Below are 17,222 nucleotides of genomic sequence, written 5' to 3'. Positions count from 1 at the left end.
TTCTTCTGACTAAAAATACCACCGCCGGAGGCGCCCACAGCTTGCAGCGCGCGCGCCATTCGGTCCATCAAAGCATCAGCACGATCAAGGAACTGCTTCATGGGCTTTCTCGCACGCTGGCTCTTTGCCTTCGGGCTCCTCGCCGCGACCTACAACCCCTCCGACTACAATTATGTGTCCTGGACCCTGCAATATGGGTCCGAGAACCTGTCGATTGCGGTCCTAAGCGGCCTGCTCCTCTTGATCGGCTACATCATCTACCTGCGCGCCACGCTGCGCTCCATCGGCGGCTTCGGCATGGCGCTGGTTCTCGCGGTCGTGGGCGCGGGTGTTTGGGTGCTCTACGATCTTGGGTTGCTGGCGCTCGACAATGGCAATCTCAACACCTGGCTCGGCCTCTTTGCGCTGTCGCTGGTGCTGGGCATCGGCCTCAACTGGAGCCACGTGCGGCGGCGCCTGTCCGGTCAGGCCGATATGGATGATGTCGACGAATGACAGAAGGGGGCCAGCCCCCGTCGCTGCCGCGACTCCCCCGGAGTTTATCTGGCCAAGTGAAAGATCAATCGAGTGACACCGGCTGGCCATGCGGCGTGCGCAGATAGGCGGCTTCCCAGGCTGTGCGCATCTCGGCCAGTGCTTCCGCCTCCGCTGCACCGGTTTCCGTCAACAGCGTTTCGAGTGTGTCGAGCCATGCGATGAAGTAGTCATCGCCGCCGTTCAGGTCCTTCTCCACCCCGTGCCGTTTGAGCGTCGCGCCGAACCGCGCGGCCCAGTCGGGCCAGTTGAACTGCCCCGCCTCGTTCAGATGGACGGTCAGCGCAAAGAGCTGCGCGTGCCATGGCGCCTCGAACACCGGTTCGGGTCTCATGGTGCCGCCAGATAGCTTTGCCACAGATCGAGGATCACCTCGTCCTCGGGGTGTTCGGGGTGCGCCCAGATGTCCCGCGCCTTCAACGCCACGGCATACAGCGGCTCGGGCGCCTCGCCCATGCGGTGCGCATTGCTGTCGGGCAGCACATGCGCGCCGTGCAGACGGATGACCGTCGCTGTCGCCCCCGCCGCATAACCGGGCAGACGCGTGTGACCGCCGGGCACCATCACGTTCTCGGGCATCGACCGAATGTTGACCGTGTCGCCCACCGCAAAGAGCGGTGCGACGTTGCTGGGCCGCGTGGCCGGTCCGCCCTTGGCCAGCACGCCCGCCACCGCAGCCGCCGCCAGCCGCTTCTCTGCCAAGTCGCTCGTCCCGTCGGCGGCACCGCGTTCCAATTCGTCCCGGCTCAGCGCGCCGGTTTCGACCAGAAGATCCGCCAGCGCAGCAATCCACTTTTCGTAGTAAGAGAAGCGGCCATAATCGTTGGGCGACAGCCCTTCACGGGCATGGCGCGAGATGTCGATGTTCCACAGGCCCAACGATCCACAGGCCAACGTGATCGCCAGCGCCCGCGGATGCCAATCGGCATGGAACTTCACATGCTCCGCTTCGGGCACCACCGCCCCGTCGCCGAACCGTCCACCCATGTCATACACGCGGGTCATGGCGCGCTTGCCAATCCACAGCCGATCATGCTGTCGCGGGTGACCAGCGCCATGAGTGCCGCCTCATCCATACCGTCCGTGCCTTCGGGGCGCTGCGGCAGCACCAGATACCGCACCTCTGCCGTCGAATCCCAGACGCGCACCGCCTGCCCCTCGGGCAGCGTCACACCGAACTCCGCCAGCACCTTGCGCGGCTCACGCACAGCACGGGCGCGGTAGGCATCGGACTTGTACCAGCCCGGCGGAATGCCCAGCAAAGGCCACGGGTAGCAAGAGCACAAGGTACACACGACCATGTTGTGCACATCTGCCGTGTTCTCGACCACGACCATATGTTCCCCCTGACGGCCATAATAGCCCATCCCGGCGAGCACCGGATCGGCATCCGCGAGCAGCGCCGCCTTGAACGCCGGGTCGGACCACGCCCGCGCCACCACATGCGCACCGTTCTTCGGCCCGATCCGGTTCTCGTAAGTGTCGATGATTTCATCCAGCGCCGCGGGGTCAATCAGCCCCTTCTGCACCAGAATGGTTTCCAGCGCCTTGACCCGCAAAGCAGGGTCTGGCGGCAGCAGCGAATGCGGGTGGTCGTGGTCGGCATGATCATGTGGCATAGGCCGATCATGGGACGCTGCGTGCGCATTTGTCCAGAGGCCCAAACCGCCCTTGCCCCGCATCCGAAACTTGCATAGATACCGCCCATCGCGCAGCAAAGGGCCCAACGCCTCCATGGAAAATGTCGTCCTCATCATCCATCTGATCCTCGCCCTCGGCCTGATTGCCGTTGTGCTGATGCAGCGCTCCGAAGGGGGCGGCTTGGGCATGGGCGGCGGCGGCGGTGGGGCCACGACGGGGCGGCCCGCAGCCACGGCATTGGGCAAGGTGACGTGGATCCTCGGGATCGCCTTCACCATCACGTCGATCACGCTGACGATCATCGCCGCGCAAAACGCCTCCGGCACTTCGGTCATCGACCAGCTGGGCATCACGCCGCCCGCGCAGAACGTGCCGGGCGACGATCTGGTGCCGCCGGGCAGCGACCTGCTGCCGCCCAGCGGCGACGACAGCGCACCGCTGGTCCCCAGCGCAGACTAAACAAAACCTTGCGGGCATCCAGAAAGCTGCAACATCATGTTGCGGCCACCTTGCCCCTTTGAACCGAATCCTGTTACACTGAGGCCCCGTGGGGAACGCATTTGCGCGTCCGCTCACAGTGGCCTTTGGCCAGACTGAACCACGGGGGATGCACCGAACATGGCACGCTATATCTTTATCACGGGCGGCGTTGTGTCATCGCTGGGCAAGGGGCTCGCCTCGGCAGCCCTGGGTGCTTTGCTTCAGGCGCGCGGCTTCTCCGTACGGCTCCGTAAGCTCGACCCCTACCTGAACGTCGATCCCGGCACGATGTCACCCTTTGAGCATGGCGAAGTGTTTGTCACCGACGACGGCGCCGAAACCGACCTCGACCTTGGCCATTATGAACGCTTCACCGGCGTGGCGGCACGCAAGACCGATTCCGTGTCCTCCGGCCGCATCTATTCCAACGTCCTCGAAAAGGAACGGCGCGGCGACTACCTCGGCAAAACAATCCAGGTCATCCCCCACGTCACGAACGAGATCAAGGATTTCATCGAGATCGGCGATGACGAGGTCGATTTCATGCTCTGCGAGATCGGCGGCACCGTCGGCGACATCGAAGGGCTGCCCTTCTTCGAAGCCATCCGCCAGTTCAGCCAGGACAAGCCGCGCGGCCAGTGCATCTTCATGCACCTCACGCTCCTGCCCTACATCAAGGCATCCGGTGAGCTGAAAACCAAACCCACCCAGCACAGCGTCAAGGAACTGCGCTCCATCGGCATCGCCCCTGATATTCTGGTCTGCCGGTCCGAAGGGCCGATCCCGGTCAAGGAACGCGAGAAGCTGGCGCTTTTCTGCAATGTCCGCCCCGACTCCGTGATCGCGGCGCAGGACCTCGGCACGATCTATGACGCCCCGCTGGCCTACCACGCCGAAGGGCTGGATCAGGCCGTGCTCGACGCCTTCCAGATCAGCCCGGCGCCCAAGCCCGATCTGACGAAATGGGAAGACGTCAGCGACCGCATCCACAACGCCGACGGCGAGGTGAAGGTCGCCATCGTCGGCAAGTACACCCAGCTCGAAGACGCCTACAAATCCATCGCCGAGGCGCTGACCCATGGCGGCATGGCCAACCGCGTCCGGGTCAAGGTCGAATGGGTCGATGCCGAGCTATTCGAGAACGAAGACCCCGCCCCCCATCTCGAAGGGTTCCACGCCATCCTCGTCCCCGGCGGTTTTGGCGAGCGCGGGACCGAAGGCAAGATCAAGGCCGCCGAATTCGCCCGCACCCGCAAGGTGCCCTATCTGGGCATCTGCCTCGGTATGCAGATGGCCGTGATCGAAGCGGCGCGCAACGTCGCCGGCCTCAAGACCGCAGGCTCCGAAGAGTTTGACCACGAGGCGGGCAAGAAACGTTTCGAACCGGTTGTCTACCACCTCAAGGAATGGGTGCAGGGCAATCACAAGGTCGAACGCAAGGTGGGCGACGACAAGGGCGGCACCATGCGGCTCGGCGCCTATGACGCCACGCTGACAGACGGCTCACGCGTCGCGCAGGTCTACGGCACCACCGCCATCGACGAACGCCACCGCCACCGCTACGAGGTCGACATCAAATACCGCGACCAGCTTGAAACGGCAGGGCTTTGCTTCTCCGGCATGTCCCCGGACGGGCGCCTGCCCGAGATCGTGGAATGGGCAGACCACCCGTGGTTCATCGGCGTGCAGTTCCACCCGGAACTCAAATCCAAACCCTTCGCGCCGCACCCGCTGTTCGAAGATTTCGTGCGCGCGGCCAAGGACGTCAGCCGCTTGGTTTGAGCGCGGCGAAGGTCCGCGGAGAGCCCAGTTTGCCAAATGCTGCGCGATGAACAAATGGCAGCTGACGAGTACCTTCTCCAACTGTCCCGCATTTGGTAGCAGTACGCATGGAGAGGACTGAAGCTAAGAAATCAAAGTTCAAGGCATGGGCTTTCGCCATTTTCGTGTGGGTCTTTTTGTGCGTGTGGTTGACCGGCATGACGGCGGGCCTGATGGCTGGAGCGTGCAGGAATGATCGCTACGACGGTGCCAAGAAACTGCGGTTCTGCAACATTTCACTTGCCGCCGGTTATATATTTAATGTCAGTTCTTTAGAACAAGCAAAGGGAGCCATCATTCACCTCGAGAAAGGGATCGCTTTAGCGCAGATAAGCAAAACAGATTTGGCACTCGAGGAGTTTTACAAAGCCTTGCGCGATGCAAAATCCAAAACCGGGCCATGGGAGCGACAACTGCATCAGCGAATGGATCAAATTAAAGATCGCAGCGCGCTTGCTGTATGGGCATCAGTCGTTCAGTCGCTTAAATAGGATACTCAAACCAAGGGAGTGCAGCAAATGCAGCCATTGGCGCAGCCGCAGCGAAAGCGCGCTTCGTCCAGCACAGCGGACCTTTCCAAGTAGCGCGCCACCATCACGACCGCGTGACACCGGTTTATCCGGCGTGTTACCTCATTACCTCATTGGCAACGCCAACTGAGGAGACATGACCATGACCACCTCACTGCCCCGCCGTACCGTTCTGGCCACAGGCAGCGCCGCGCTGCTGACAACCGCCATTCCCGCCCGCGCCCAAGGGGTCGCGCCCACGCCCACCATGCGCGGGGGCGCCAACAATTACCGTCCCGGCGCGCCCATCGTCGACCGCATCGGCGGCGGCGGGTTCCTGATGACGGGCACCGTTCTGCGTGCCGGTGACGGCGCTCCGATCCGGAACGCGCGCATCCAGATGTGGGCGCATACGACCGAAGGCCATGAACGCGACGAACGCAGCCACGGCGCCACGCTGACGGACGCCCAGGGGCGCTTCCAGATGGACATGCCCCAGATCGTGCCCGCCTTCGGCCAGCCGCACGGCCACCTCGCCTATGACGCCGAATTTGACGACAACGGGTTCGAGACGGTGTTCCTGCGCCCCATCATGCGCAGCGCCTCCGACACCACGCTCGACGTGCAATTCGTGCTCGTCCCGGCCTGAGCCACCCCATGCGCGCCGTCCTGATCTGGGCCGGGCTCGCGGTCGCGCTGACGGCGCCCTTGATCGCAGCGGCGTTTAGCCCCCTCCTGCAATGGCGCGACGGGATCTACATCGCCTCAGGCTTTGCGGGCATCCTTGGTATGGGGCTCCTGCTGGTCCAACCGCTTCTGGCCGCGGGCGACCTGCCCGGCCTCACGCCATCGCGCAGCCGCCGCATCCACCGCGTGACCGGCGCCTTGCTGGTGCTGGCCGTCGCGGGCCATGTGGCGGGCCTCTGGATCACCAGCCCCCCGGACGTGATCGACGTGCTGCTCTTCCGCTCGCCCACGCCCTTCGCCATCTGGGGCGTCACGGCCATGTGGGCCGTCCTCGCCGCCGCCCTCATCGCCGCCCTGCGCAAGCGCCTGCCGCTGCGCCCAGTCACATGGCGCCGAACGCACGCCACGCTGGCCGTCATCATCGCCATCGGCACCGTCACCCATGCCCTGCTGATCGAGGGCACGATGGAGACGGTCACCAAATTCGCCCTCAGCGCCCTCGTCCTGCTGGCGGCCGCCCGCATCGCCCTGATCAAGGGGATGTTGCCCCGTTTACCCTTTCGCAACACATCGCAGCGTACGCACCGTTAACCCGGCACATGGTGCACACGCGGTGTACGGATGGTGCACAGGGTGTGCACGCCCTGTGCATCGCCGTTTCGCCTTGTTTTACAGGCGTTAACCCGTATGTCCGGATCATTCCGGCAAACGGCCCATTCACCGTTGCGCGTACGGTGCCCCTCGGGCCATATGCGCCCATGCTCAGCTACCAGCACATCTACCACGCCGGAAACCTCGCCGACGTCCACAAGCACAGCCTGCTCGCGTGGATGCTCGCCTACCTCACCCGCAAGGACAAACCGGTCAGCTATATCGAGACACATGGCGGCCGCGCCCTCTATGACCTCGGCGCCGACGAGGCCCTGAAAACAGGCGAGGCGGCGCAGGGCATCACACGGGCGCAAAGCTGGTTCCCGGCCGATCACCCCTACACCAGGTGCCTCACGCAAACCACTGCAATACATGGGAAAAACGCCTACCCCGGCTCCCCCATGATCGCCGCACAGATCCTGCGCGACACCGACACCATCACCCTGGCCGAGCTGCACCCAGCCGAACACAACGCCCTCGAACTGGCGCTGCCCACGGCCAAGGTCCACCGCACAGACGGCTTCGCCATGGCCCATTCGATCCTGCCACCGACACCCCGCAGGGGCCTCATGCTGATCGACCCCAGTTTCGAGGAGAAGGACGACTACCAAACCATCCCCGCCCACATCAGAAAATACGCACGCGCCTGGAATGTGGGCATCATCGCGCTCTGGTATCCGATCCTGACATCAGGGGCACACAGCAACATGCTGAAAACACTCCAGAAAGATCACCCGGGCGCCCTCCGGCACGAGGTCCGCTTTGCCCCCGCACGGCCCGGCCACGGCATGGTGGGATCCGGCCTGTTTGTCCTCCGCCCACCCTTTGGCCTTGCCGAACAGGCCACAATTCTGAAAACTCATTTCGACCAGCTAAAGTGACCGCACATGTTCGAACGCCTTTTCCCGAAAAGACCGAAGGAAACCAAACCCTTACCCGACCCCACGCCGCAACTGGCCCTGGGCGCCCTGCTCGTGCGCGTGGCCATGGCCGACCGCGAATATCAGGCGCCCGAGGTGGCCGCCATCGACAACATCCTGTCGGCCACCTTCAACCTCAAACCGCTGGACGCGGCCAAGCTGCGCGCCACCTGCGAGGCGCTGGAACGGCACGCGCCCGGCACGCCTGAATTTACGGATATCCTCAGGGAAACAGTGGCTTACGAGGATCGGCTCATGCTGGCATCGGCCATGTGGCAAGTGCTGCTCGCCGACGGCGATCACGCCCGCATCGAAGAGGACGTGCTGCACCAGATCGAGGCGGCCCTCGCCATCACGCCTGACGACAGCGCCGCGGTCCGCACGCAGGCGCTTGGCGACTAGGGCAGACCGGCTTATATCCCCCCCATGTTCCAAGACCTTCTCAAGCGGCTGATCCAGCCCGAACCCGCCCCCATCGCTGACGCCGACGCGCGGCTTGCGCTCACCGCCTTGCTCGTTCGCGTGGCCCGGTCCGACAACGACTATTCCGGCGACGAACGCGCCCTGATCGACCAGATCACACAGGACCGCTATGGCCTTTCTCAAAGCGAAACCAACAGGTTACGCGCCGAGGCCGAAGCGATGGAATCTGAGGCCCCCGACACCGTCCGCTTCACCCGCGCCATCAAGGACGCCGTCGCCTACGAAGACCGCCTTGCCGTGGTCGAAGCCCTCTGGAAGGTCGTGCTCGCCGATGGGCAACGCGCGCAGGAAGAGGACGCGCTTTTGCGCCTTGTCACCAACCTGCTGGGCATCACCGATCAGGACAGCGCCAAGGCGCGCCAGCGCGTCAGCGGATGATCGCATCGCTCGGCATGTACGACATGCCGCATCTGCAAGGTGCCCATGACCGGCTCTGGGCGGGCATCCGCACGGCGCTGGGACATGGGCCCGAAACCCTCACCCGCGGCGACGATCTCTGGCGCGTCTGGCAGGCACCCGACCTGCTGCTGGCCCAGACCTGCGGCTTGCCGTACCGGGCAAGGCTGCATGGGCATGTCGCACTGATCGGCACGCCGGATTACGGCCTGCCGGACTGTCCGCCCGGCCACTATTTCAGTTACCTCATTCGTCGGCGTGACGATACGCGCGGCCTTAAAGCCTTGTGCAATCAGGGCGTTATGGCCTTCAACGAGCCGTTGTCGCAATCGGGCTGGGCCGCGCCCGTGACGCATCTTACCGCCCGCAACCTCGCGCCGCGTCGGATGCGCCAGACCGGCGCGCATCTGGCAAGCCTCAACGCGGTGGCTGCGGGCGACGCCGACTTTGCCGCGATTGACGCGCTGACACTCCTGCTCGCGGCGCAGCACGACATCGACACCACCGCAGCCGTCACGCCCTTCGACCGGACCGCACCCACACCGGCCTTGCCCTATATCACGGCGCGGACACTGGACCCCGCGCCCTTGGCGCACGCCATGCGCGCGGCGATTGCAAGGCTGTCACCGACGGATCGGTCTGCCCTTCGGCTCAAGGGGTTGGTCAACATGCCGGCCTCCGCGTACCTCGCCCTGCCCATTCCGCCCGATCCCTGATCAAACCGGCGTCACCAGACGTCAATTTGCGCAAAACACAGGCAAATCTTCCCTTTTGCCCGTGGACAAGGCACATCTTTTCCTCCCTTATACCCTCTGATCGAAACAGACGTAGCTGCCCCCAAGTGTCCGACACCGCCGTTATCGAAATCCGCAACCTGCACAAAGCCTATGGCGCACTCGAGGTGCTGAAGGGCGTGGATATTCGGGCAAAACGGGGCGATGTCGTGTCGCTGATCGGCTCGTCAGGTTCGGGCAAATCCACCCTTCTGCGCTGCTGCAACCTGCTCGAAGACAGCCAGCAGGGCGATATGCTTTTCAAGGGCGAACCGGTGACGTGGAAGGGGCGCGATCACGGTCGCCGTCCCTCTGACCCCAAGCAAGTGCTGCGCATTCGGACCAACCTGTCGATGGTGTTTCAGCAGTTCAATCTGTGGGCCCACATGACCATCCTGCAAAACGTGATGGAGGCGCCCGTGACCGTCCTGCGCCGCGACCCGGCCGAGGTGGAACAGGCCGCGCGCGCCTATCTCGACAAGGTCGGGATCGGCGACAAATGCGACGTTTATCCGGCGCAACTGTCCGGCGGCCAGCAGCAACGCGCCGCCATCGCACGCGCGCTCTGCATGGAGCCCGAGGCGCTCTTGTTCGACGAACCGACCAGCGCGCTGGATCCGGAGTTGGAGCAGGAAGTCGTCAAGGTGATCAAGGACTTGGCCGCCGAAGGGCGCACCATGCTGATCGTCACCCATGACATGAAACTGGCCCATGATGTGAGCGACCATGTCGTGTTTCTGCATCAGGGCCTGATCGAAGAACAAGGGGCACCCGACGATCTGTTCGGCGCCCCCAAATCCGAACGTTTGCGCGGGTTCCTTTCTGCGACCCACGCCGCGTAACCCAATAAAACAACGGGAGATATCACTCATGAAATCCATCCTTCTGTCGACGGTCGCCGTCGCAATGACAACCACATTCGCCCTGGCCGACGGCCATTCGGTCGTGCGCATGGGCACCGAGGGCGCCTACCCCCCCTACAACTTCATCAATGACGCGGGCGAGGTCGACGGGTTCGAGCGTGATCTGGGCGACGAGATGTGCGCACGGGCCGAACTGACCTGCGAGTGGGTCACCAACGAATGGGACAGCATCATCCCCAACCTCGTGTCCGGCAACTATGACACGATCATCGCGGGCATGAGCATCACAGACGAACGGGACGAGGTCATCGACTTCACCCAGAACTACCTGCCGCCGGAAGCCTCGCGCTATGTGGGCCTGTCCGAAGACGCCGACATCACCGGCATGGTCGCAAGCCAGGTCAACACGATCCAGGCCGGCTACATCGCCGACAGTGACGCCACGCTGCTTGAGTTCGCAACCGCCGAAGAGCTGATCGCCGCCGTCAAAAGCGGTGAGGCCGACGCCGTGTTCTTCCAGGGTTCGTTCCTTGAGCCCATCGTGGCCGAAGACCCAGAGATCGTCTGGGTCGGTGAGCCGGTGCCGCTGGGTGGCGGTGTCGGCATGGGCGTGCGCGAGACAGACGGTGAGCTGAAGGCGAAATTCGACGCCGTCATCACCGAGATGAAGGAAGACGGCACGATCAACACCCTGATCACCAAGTGGTTCGGCGACGACGCGGAACTCTTCTGATCCCACTTGACTGACGCGAGGGGGATGGCTGCGGTCGTCCCCCTCGTGCGCGTTTGGATGCTGCTTGCCCTGAACGATCGAGGACGCCCATCTTTAGCTTCTGCACAGATCCCAGCACCCTGCCCGACTGGCAGTGGATGGCCTGCTACCTGACCACGGTAAAGCACATCGCCCTTTACTGGTCGGTGCTGACGGTACTGCTGCTTCTGGCGATCACGGCGCCTGCCGCGCTGGCCTTCGGCTTTGCCGGGGCGTCGGCGGCGCGGTCGCGGATCCCGCCCTTGTCGTGGATCGGGCGCGGCTATATCGCCGTCGTGCGGGGCGTGCCGGACGTCGCCTTTTTTCTGTTTTTTGTCATCGCGTTGGATCAGGCCATCGAATATCTGCGCCACCGCGCGCTCTGCCCCGACTGGTCCGAACCGATCCGGCAGGGCAATGATTTTGTCGTCTGCCAGGCCGCCAAGATGCCGCTGGGCACGGCCCCGCAATGGGTACACGAAACTTATGGGTTTTCGCTGGCGGTCCTGACCTTTGCCATCGTGTTCGGCGCCTTTGCCGCCAACGTGCTTTACGGAGCGATGCAGGCCGTGCCGCGCGGCCAGCTTGAGACCGCCGAGAGCTATGGCATGAGCCCACGCCAGACCTTCTGGCGGGTTCTGGTGCCGCAGATGTGGGTCTATGCGCTGCCGGGCCTGTCGAACCTGTGGATGGTGCTGATGAAGGCCACGCCGCTGCTGTTCCTGCTGGGGGTCGAGGACCTGGTCTATTGGGCGCGCGAACTGGGTGGGATCAAGACACCACGCTTCACCGACTACCCCCATGGGGACTGGCGCATGTGGTATTTCCTTGCGCTGCTGATCTTCTACCTGATGTTCACCCGCGTGTCCGAAATCGTACTGGCCCGCGTAATGACCCGGCTGAGCCGGGGACAGGCGACCACCGCGGGTGAAGCGCAACGCAGGGGGGCGCAGGCGTGACGGGGGGTGCCGTCGCAGCTGTGAACTTTCTGTTTTTTGGCAGAAGGTTCATCACGTCCTCCGCACCGCGGGACGGCGCAGGATGAGCTGCCTTGAGACGATCCAGGCCTATGCGCTGCGCTCCATCGGCATTGGCGAGCGGAGCTTGCCGCGCGACGGTTTCACCTTGTGCGAACAGGTGACGCTGATCGGGTCGGGGATGATCTGGAACATCTATTTCGGGGCGCTGGCCATGCTCGGGGGCTTTGTCCTCGCGACGGTTCTGGCCCTGGGCAAGGCGTCCGACAAGCCGGGCCTGCGCAAACCGTCGGAATGGTTCATCTTTCTGTTTCGCGGCTCGCCGCTCTTTATCCAGTTCTTCTTTGCCTATTTCGTGTTTCTGAGCCTCAAGAACGTACATCCGTTCTTTGACCCCTTCGCCGCCGCGTGGCTGGGCGCGCTTATCGTGCTGTTTTTCAACACCGCCGCCTATTCCGGCGAGATCTTTTATGGCGCGTTGCAATCCATTCCAAAGGGCGAGGTCGAGGCGGCGGATGCCTATGGGCTGACCGGCTGGTCGCGCTTTCGTCGGGTGGTGTGGCCCACGATGCTGCGCCTCGCGTGGCCGTCCTACACGAACGAGGCGATCTTTCTGTTTCATGCGACGACGCTGGTCTTTTTCTCGGCCTTTCCGGTGCGGGGTCAGCGCGGCGATGCGCTCTATTACGCCAGCTACTTCGCGGACAAGACGTTCAACCCGTTCATCCCCTACCCGATCCTTGCGGCCTATTTCATCTTGCTGACGCTGGTGATCATCAGCCTGTTCGGTCTGGTGAACCGGCGGCTGAACCGCCATTTGCCCGCCAACACGCGTCAAAAGCTGAAGCTGCGCATGAACCTGATCCGGTAGATGATTTTGTGCCTCCGGCAGTGGTATTTTTAGTCAGAAGAAGAACAAGATGCACGATTGGCTTGTCGACAACCCAGAAATCCGCGCGATCCGTGTGGCGGCCGCCGATCTGAACGGCGTGGCGCGGGGCAAGCGGATGCCGGTGCGCTTTGCCGACAAGGTGACGCGCGACGGCACGCGGTTTCCCATGTCGGTGCTGAACCTCGACATCTGGGGCGAGGATATCGAGGACAGCCCGCTGGTGATGGAAAGCGGAGACCGGGATGGCGTGCTGCGCCCCACAGAGCGCGGCTTTGTCCCGATGCCGTGGCTGAACACGCCCACCGGGCTGCTGCCAATCTGGATGTATCACGAGGATGGGCGGCCTTTCATGGGCGACCCGCGCCACGCGCTGGCGGATGTGCAGCGGCGTTTTGCGGACAGGGGGCTGACCCCGGTGGTGGCGGTCGAGCTGGAGTTTTTCCTGATTGATGACGCGGGCGCCCGGTTGCGCGTGCCGCCGTCGCCCCGGTCGGGCAAACGGCGCATGGCGGGCGAGATCCTGTCGATGCGCACGTTGGATGCGTTCGACGACTTCTTTACCGAGCTCTATGACGCCTGCGAAGCGATGGACATCCCCGCCGACACCGCGATTTCGGAAAGCGGGTTGGGTCAGTTCGAGATCAACCTGGTGCACCAGCCTGACGCGTTGAAGGCCGCCGATGACGCGTGGCTGTTCAAGATGCTGGTCAAGGGGCTGGCGCGCAAGCATGGCTTTGCCGCGTCGTTCATGGCCAAACCCTATCCCGACTATGCGGGCAACGGGTTGCACATGCATTTTTCGGTGTTGGATGCCGAGGGGCGCAACATCTTTGATGATGGCACTGAAGCGGGCAGCGATGTGTTGCGCCATGCCATCCAGGGCTGTCTGGCGGCGATGCCGGGGTCCATGCTGGTCTTTGCCCCGCATGCCAATTCCTATGCCAGGTTGGTGCCGGGGGCCCATGCGCCGACGGGTATCGCCTGGGCCTATGAGAACCGGACAGCGGCCATTCGCGTGCCGTCGGGGCCTGCGCAAGCGCGGCGGATCGAGCATCGGCTGGCCGGGGGGGATGTGAACCCTTACCTGTCAGTTGCCGCGGTGCTGGGGGCGGCGCTGAGCGGGATCGAGGACGCGCAGGACCCGCCTGCGCCCATTACCGGCAATGCCTATGCTCAGGATCTGCCGCAGGTGCCGGGCACGTGGGAGGAGGCGATTGCCGCCTTTGAGACGAGCCCGGACATCGCGCGCATCTTTGATGCCGAGTTGATCCGCAACATGCTGATGACCAAGCGGCAGGAGCTGCGGGACATGGCGGAACTAAGCGCCGAAGAGCAGGTGGAAATCTACCTCGACACCGTCTGAGCGGGGCATTATCGTCGCGGTGTAACCATCGGGTGATCCATGAAAATCGGCATTCTGCAAACCGGCCACGCGCCCGACGAAGTGTTGGGCAGCTTGGGCGATTACGACGCCATGTTCGCGCGTCTGCTGGACGGGCACGGCTTTGACTTTCAGACCTTTGACGTGGTCGACATGGCGTTTCCGGAGGGGCCGGAGGTGTGCGATGGCTGGCTGGTGACCGGGTCGAAGCACGGGGCCTATGAGGATCATGCGTTTATCCCGCCTTTGGAGGATTTGATCCGGGCGATCCATGCCAGCGGGCGGCCCATGATCGGGGTCTGTTTCGGCCACCAGATCATTGCGCAGGCCATGGGCGGCACGGTGGTGAAGTTCGAGGGTGGCTGGTCCGTGGGGCGGCGTGAATATGTGTACAGGGGCGAGGTCGTGGCCGTGAACGCCTGGCATCAGGATCAGGTTGTCGCGCTGCCGCCGGGGGCTGAGGTGATCGGGTCCAACGCCTTTTGCGAAAACGCGGCGCTTGTTTACGGTGATCGGATCTGGACGATCCAGCCGCATCCCGAATTTGGGGCCGAGATGGTCGAGGCGCTGGCCATCCACCGCGCGCCCGGTGTGGTGCCGGAGCCTCTGATTGCCGAGGCCCGCGCGCAACTGGAGGCGCCTACGCAGCGCCACAAGGTGGCCGAGGACATGGTCGCCTTTCTCAAACAGGGGGCGCAGGCACATGTCTGAGCTGTGGACATCGAAGCTGCCCGAGGCGGCACAGCTTTACCTTGAGGGCAAGCGGCTGGATGAGGTCGAGTGCATCATTTCCGATCTGCCGGGCATTGCCAGGGGCAAGGCGGTGCCGGCCAGCAAGTTTGCCAAGCAGGACTATTTCCACCTGCCCGACAGCATCTTTTACCAGACCATCACCGGCGATTGGGGTGAGGCCGCGGACGAGGACGGCTTTATCGAAAAGGACATGATCCTGAAGCCCGACATGAGCACGGCGACGGCCGCGCCCTGGACCGGCGACTGGACGTTGCAGGTGATCCACGACGCCTATGACCGCAAGGGCGCGCCGGTGCCGTTTTCGCCGCGCAACGTGTTGAAGCGTGTGGTTCAACTGTATCAGGATAAGGGGTGGACGCCTGTTGTAGCGCCCGAGATGGAGTTTTTCCTGATCGCCCGCAATCTGGATCCCGCGCAGGAGATCAAGCCGATGACCGGTCGGTCGGGGCGTCCGGCGGCGGCGCGGCAGGCCTATTCCATGACGGCCGTGGACGAGTTCGGGCCCGTCATCGACGATGTGTACGACTTTGCCGAGGCGCAGGGGTTCGAGATTGACGGCATCACGCAGGAAGGCGGTGCGGGGCAGCTCGAGATCAACCTGCGCCATGGCGATCCGGTGAAGCTGGCGGACGAGGTGTTTTACTTCAAGCGGTTGATCCGCGAGGCGGCGCTGCGGCACGACTGCTTTGCCACCTTCATGGCGAAACCAATCGCGAACGAGCCGGGGAGTGCGATGCACATCCACCATTCGGTTCTGAATGCCGAGACGGGGGAGAACATCTTTGTCGGGCCGCAGGGCGGGGATACGGACGCATTCTTTCACTTCATTGCCGGGTTGCAGACGCACCTGCCCGCGGCCCTTGCGGTGATGGCCCCGTTCGTGAACAGCTACCGCCGCTATGTGAAGGACCATGCCGCCCCCATCAACCTGGCCTGGGGCCGTGACAACCGGACCACCGGCATTCGCATTCCCCTGTCCGAACCGCAGGCGCGGCGGGTGGAGAACCGGATCGCCGGGATGGATTGCAACCCCTATCTGGGGATCGCGGCGTCGCTCGCCTGCGGGTATCTTGGGCTGGTGCAGGAAAGGCGCCCGTCGCCGCAGTTCAAGGGGGACGCCTATGAGGGAGATGGGGACATTCCGCGCGTGTTGGGCTCGGCCCTTGATCTGTTTGATGCGGCCAGCGATCTGCATGAGGTGCTGGGGGAGGAGTTCGCGCGTGTGTATTCCATCGTGAAGCGCGCGGAATATGACGAGTTCCTGCAGGTGATTTCGCCATGGGAGCGTGAGCATTTGCTTCTGAACGTCTAAAGCAGGCCACCCGACCCTTCGGGGAGGATTTTTTTGAACCAGAGAATATGGACCTTCTGACTGCAAATGATCGTCCGGGCCAGTATCCCGGCAGTTGGTATGCGGCCACGGCTGATGTTCCGGACCCACGTGCGCCACTGCAAGGGGAGATGCGCGCGGATGTTTGCATTGTCGGCGCAGGATACACCGGCCTGTCGGCGGCGCTGCATTTGGCGCAGGCAGGTCGCAAGGTAATTGTGCTTGAGGCGCAGCGCGTTGGTTTTGGCGCGTCGGGGCGCAATGGCGGGCAACTGGGCACCGGGCAGCGGGTCGAGCAGCCTTATCTTGAAGCGATGGTCGGGCCGGATGATGCGCGCAAGCTCTGGGATATGGGATTGGAGGCGACGGACCTTGTCCGCCATCTGATCGACGCGCACGGGATCGACTGTTTCTATCGCCCCGGCGTGGCCTGGACGGCAGAGAGCGATGGCGACGTCGCGGAGCTGCATGCCTATGCCGCGCATATGGATCGGCACTATGACCATCAGATGGAGGTGCTGGACCGCAACGCATTTCACGCCATCTGCCCCTCGCCCGCCTATCGTGGTGGGGTGATCGACCCGAAATCCGGGCATCTGCACCCATTGCGCTTTGCATTGGGCCTCGCGCGTGCGGCAGAAGATGCGGGCGCCACACTCTGCGAAGGCAGCACGGTGACCGCCATCACCGAAGGCCCGGAGATCAAGGTGAGGACCGACACGGGCACCATCACCGCAGATCACGCCATCTTGGCCTGCAATGGCTATCTGGGTCGCTTGAATGCCAACGTCGCCGCGCGCGTGATGCCAATCAACAATTTCATCGCAGCAACCGCGCCGTTGGACGACCCCGCGCGCGTGCTGGCCCGCGACATTGCTGTGGCCGATGGCCGCTTTGTCATCAACTACTTCCGGCTCAGCCATGACAATCGGCTGCTGTTTGGCGGCGGCGAAAGCTATGGCTACAGCTTCCCCGCTGACATCGCCGCCAAAGTGCGCGCGCCGATATCAGACATCTTTCCCCATCTTGCCGACGTTCCCATCGACTATGCTTGGGGCGGCACGCTGGCCATCACCATGAAGCGCCTGCCCTATGTGACGCGACTTGGCCCCAATATGCTGAGCGCGTCGGGCTATTCTGGGCACGGGGTTGGCACCGCAACCCATGCCGGCATGTTGATGGCTCAGGCCGTGCAAGGACAGTCGGACGGCTTTGACGTCATGGCCGCCATTCCTGCGACGCCCTTTCCGGGTGGCGCACGGTTGCGCAGCCCGCTCCTTGCGCTTGCCATGACCTGGTACAGCCTGCGCGACAGGCTTGGTATCTAGGCGAAAACGGGCCCGTTCGTCACAAAACCGTTTCCTTTTGCCCCTATCGGAT

Annotated in this window: 21 protein-coding genes; 18 read left to right on the top strand and 3 right to left on the bottom strand. The window is 63.5% G+C overall.

The features are described 5' to 3' along the window. The first annotated feature begins 99 nt into the window (after positions 1 to 99). Positions 100 to 495, top strand: coding sequence for a DUF6524 family protein (locus BWR18_RS04710; protein ID WP_076626931.1), 396 nt, complete (start codon positions 100 to 102; stop codon positions 493 to 495). A gap of 64 nt (positions 496 to 559) precedes the next feature. On the opposite strand, the gene BWR18_RS04705 is transcribed toward BWR18_RS04710, so the two are convergent. Genes BWR18_RS04705 through nthA form a run of 3 tightly spaced genes read right to left on the bottom strand, consistent with a single transcriptional unit; the run spans position 560 to position 2,153 of the window. Further along, entirely contained in the window at positions 560 to 868 is a 309-nt protein-coding gene (locus BWR18_RS04705; RefSeq protein ID WP_076626930.1) for a nitrile hydratase accessory protein, read from the bottom strand. After that, entirely contained in the window at positions 865 to 1,539 is a 675-nt protein-coding gene (gene nthB, locus BWR18_RS04700; RefSeq protein WP_076626929.1) for a nitrile hydratase subunit beta, read from the bottom strand. The genes BWR18_RS04705 and nthB overlap by 4 nt, the downstream gene beginning before the upstream one ends. Further along, positions 1,536 to 2,153, bottom strand: a complete 618-nt coding sequence (gene nthA, locus BWR18_RS04695; protein ID WP_076630127.1) for a nitrile hydratase subunit alpha — start codon at positions 2,151 to 2,153, stop codon at positions 1,536 to 1,538. Before nthA ends, nthB begins: the two co-directional genes overlap by 4 nt. Positions 2,154 to 2,268: 115 nt before the next feature. Between nthA and secG the strand changes: the two genes are divergently transcribed. The 17 genes from secG (at position 2,269) to BWR18_RS04610 (ending at position 17,170) form a co-directional block, all read left to right on the top strand. Continuing rightward, positions 2,269 to 2,634, top strand: a complete 366-nt coding sequence (secG, locus tag BWR18_RS04690; protein ID WP_076626928.1) for a preprotein translocase subunit SecG — start codon at positions 2,269 to 2,271, stop codon at positions 2,632 to 2,634. 159 nt (positions 2,635 to 2,793) lie between these two features. Continuing rightward, positions 2,794 to 4,437, top strand: coding sequence for a CTP synthase (locus BWR18_RS04685; RefSeq protein ID WP_076626927.1), 1,644 nt, complete (start codon positions 2,794 to 2,796; stop codon positions 4,435 to 4,437). A 107-nt stretch (positions 4,438 to 4,544) separates the two neighbouring features. Further along, positions 4,545 to 4,967 carry a hypothetical protein gene (locus tag BWR18_RS04680; RefSeq protein ID WP_076626926.1) on the top strand — a complete coding sequence of 141 codons (423 nt, stop codon included), beginning with the start codon at positions 4,545 to 4,547 and terminating at the stop codon, positions 4,965 to 4,967. A gap of 181 nt (positions 4,968 to 5,148) precedes the next feature. Next, positions 5,149 to 5,634: a twin-arginine translocation pathway signal gene (locus BWR18_RS04675; protein ID WP_076630126.1), complete on the top strand. Its 486-nt coding sequence runs from the start codon at positions 5,149 to 5,151 to the stop codon at positions 5,632 to 5,634. Between the two features lie 8 nt (positions 5,635 to 5,642). Continuing rightward, the gene (locus BWR18_RS04670; RefSeq protein ID WP_076626925.1) at positions 5,643 to 6,263 is read left to right on the top strand and encodes a ferric reductase-like transmembrane domain-containing protein; all 621 of its coding nucleotides are present in this window, start codon (positions 5,643 to 5,645) and stop codon (positions 6,261 to 6,263) included. Positions 6,264 to 6,430: 167 nt separating this feature from the next. Then, positions 6,431 to 7,204 carry a 23S rRNA (adenine(2030)-N(6))-methyltransferase RlmJ gene (gene rlmJ, locus BWR18_RS04665; RefSeq protein ID WP_076626924.1) on the top strand — a complete coding sequence of 258 codons (774 nt, stop codon included), beginning with the start codon at positions 6,431 to 6,433 and terminating at the stop codon, positions 7,202 to 7,204. A 6-nt stretch (positions 7,205 to 7,210) separates the two neighbouring features. Beyond that, positions 7,211 to 7,645 carry a TerB family tellurite resistance protein gene (locus BWR18_RS04660; protein WP_076626923.1) on the top strand — a complete coding sequence of 145 codons (435 nt, stop codon included), beginning with the start codon at positions 7,211 to 7,213 and terminating at the stop codon, positions 7,643 to 7,645. A gap of 24 nt (positions 7,646 to 7,669) precedes the next feature. Continuing rightward, entirely contained in the window at positions 7,670 to 8,104 is a 435-nt protein-coding gene (locus BWR18_RS04655; protein WP_076626922.1) for a TerB family tellurite resistance protein, read from the top strand. Next, a complete protein-coding gene (locus tag BWR18_RS04650; protein ID WP_076626921.1) occupies positions 8,101 to 8,838 on the top strand; it encodes a phosphate/phosphite/phosphonate ABC transporter substrate-binding protein in 738 nt (245 codons plus the stop codon). The genes BWR18_RS04655 and BWR18_RS04650 overlap by 4 nt, the downstream gene beginning before the upstream one ends. A gap of 125 nt (positions 8,839 to 8,963) precedes the next feature. Next, a complete protein-coding gene (locus tag BWR18_RS04645) occupies positions 8,964 to 9,737 on the top strand; it encodes an ABC transporter ATP-binding protein (RefSeq protein WP_076626920.1) in 774 nt (257 codons plus the stop codon). A 28-nt stretch (positions 9,738 to 9,765) separates the two neighbouring features. Next, positions 9,766 to 10,491, top strand: coding sequence for a transporter substrate-binding domain-containing protein (locus tag BWR18_RS04640; RefSeq protein WP_076626919.1), 726 nt, complete (start codon positions 9,766 to 9,768; stop codon positions 10,489 to 10,491). A gap of 89 nt (positions 10,492 to 10,580) precedes the next feature. Further along, on the top strand, positions 10,581 to 11,468 hold the full coding sequence (locus tag BWR18_RS04635) for an ABC transporter permease (protein WP_076630125.1): 888 nt from the start codon (positions 10,581 to 10,583) through the stop codon (positions 11,466 to 11,468). Between the two features lie 82 nt (positions 11,469 to 11,550). Next, positions 11,551 to 12,357 (top strand): ABC transporter permease, encoded by an 807-nt coding sequence (locus BWR18_RS04630; protein ID WP_076626918.1) that lies wholly within the window; start codon positions 11,551 to 11,553, stop codon positions 12,355 to 12,357. 49 nt (positions 12,358 to 12,406) lie between these two features. Then, positions 12,407 to 13,741, top strand: coding sequence for a glutamine synthetase family protein (locus tag BWR18_RS04625; protein ID WP_076626917.1), 1,335 nt, complete (start codon positions 12,407 to 12,409; stop codon positions 13,739 to 13,741). Between the two features lie 39 nt (positions 13,742 to 13,780). Beyond that, a complete protein-coding gene (locus BWR18_RS04620; protein WP_076626916.1) occupies positions 13,781 to 14,470 on the top strand; it encodes a type 1 glutamine amidotransferase in 690 nt (229 codons plus the stop codon). Then, positions 14,463 to 15,824 (top strand): glutamine synthetase family protein, encoded by a 1,362-nt coding sequence (locus BWR18_RS04615; RefSeq protein ID WP_076626915.1) that lies wholly within the window; start codon positions 14,463 to 14,465, stop codon positions 15,822 to 15,824. The genes BWR18_RS04620 and BWR18_RS04615 overlap by 8 nt, the downstream gene beginning before the upstream one ends. Before the next feature lie 47 nt (positions 15,825 to 15,871). After that, the gene (locus tag BWR18_RS04610) at positions 15,872 to 17,170 is read left to right on the top strand and encodes an NAD(P)/FAD-dependent oxidoreductase (protein ID WP_076626914.1); all 1,299 of its coding nucleotides are present in this window, start codon (positions 15,872 to 15,874) and stop codon (positions 17,168 to 17,170) included. Positions 17,171 to 17,222: the final 52 nt, after the last annotated feature.

This window comes from Tateyamaria omphalii, assembly GCF_001969365.1.
Taxonomy (GTDB): domain Bacteria; phylum Pseudomonadota; class Alphaproteobacteria; order Rhodobacterales; family Rhodobacteraceae; genus Tateyamaria; species Tateyamaria omphalii_A.
Note: the sequence above shows the minus strand (reverse complement) of the source record. Positions and strands in the feature narration are given on the sequence as shown.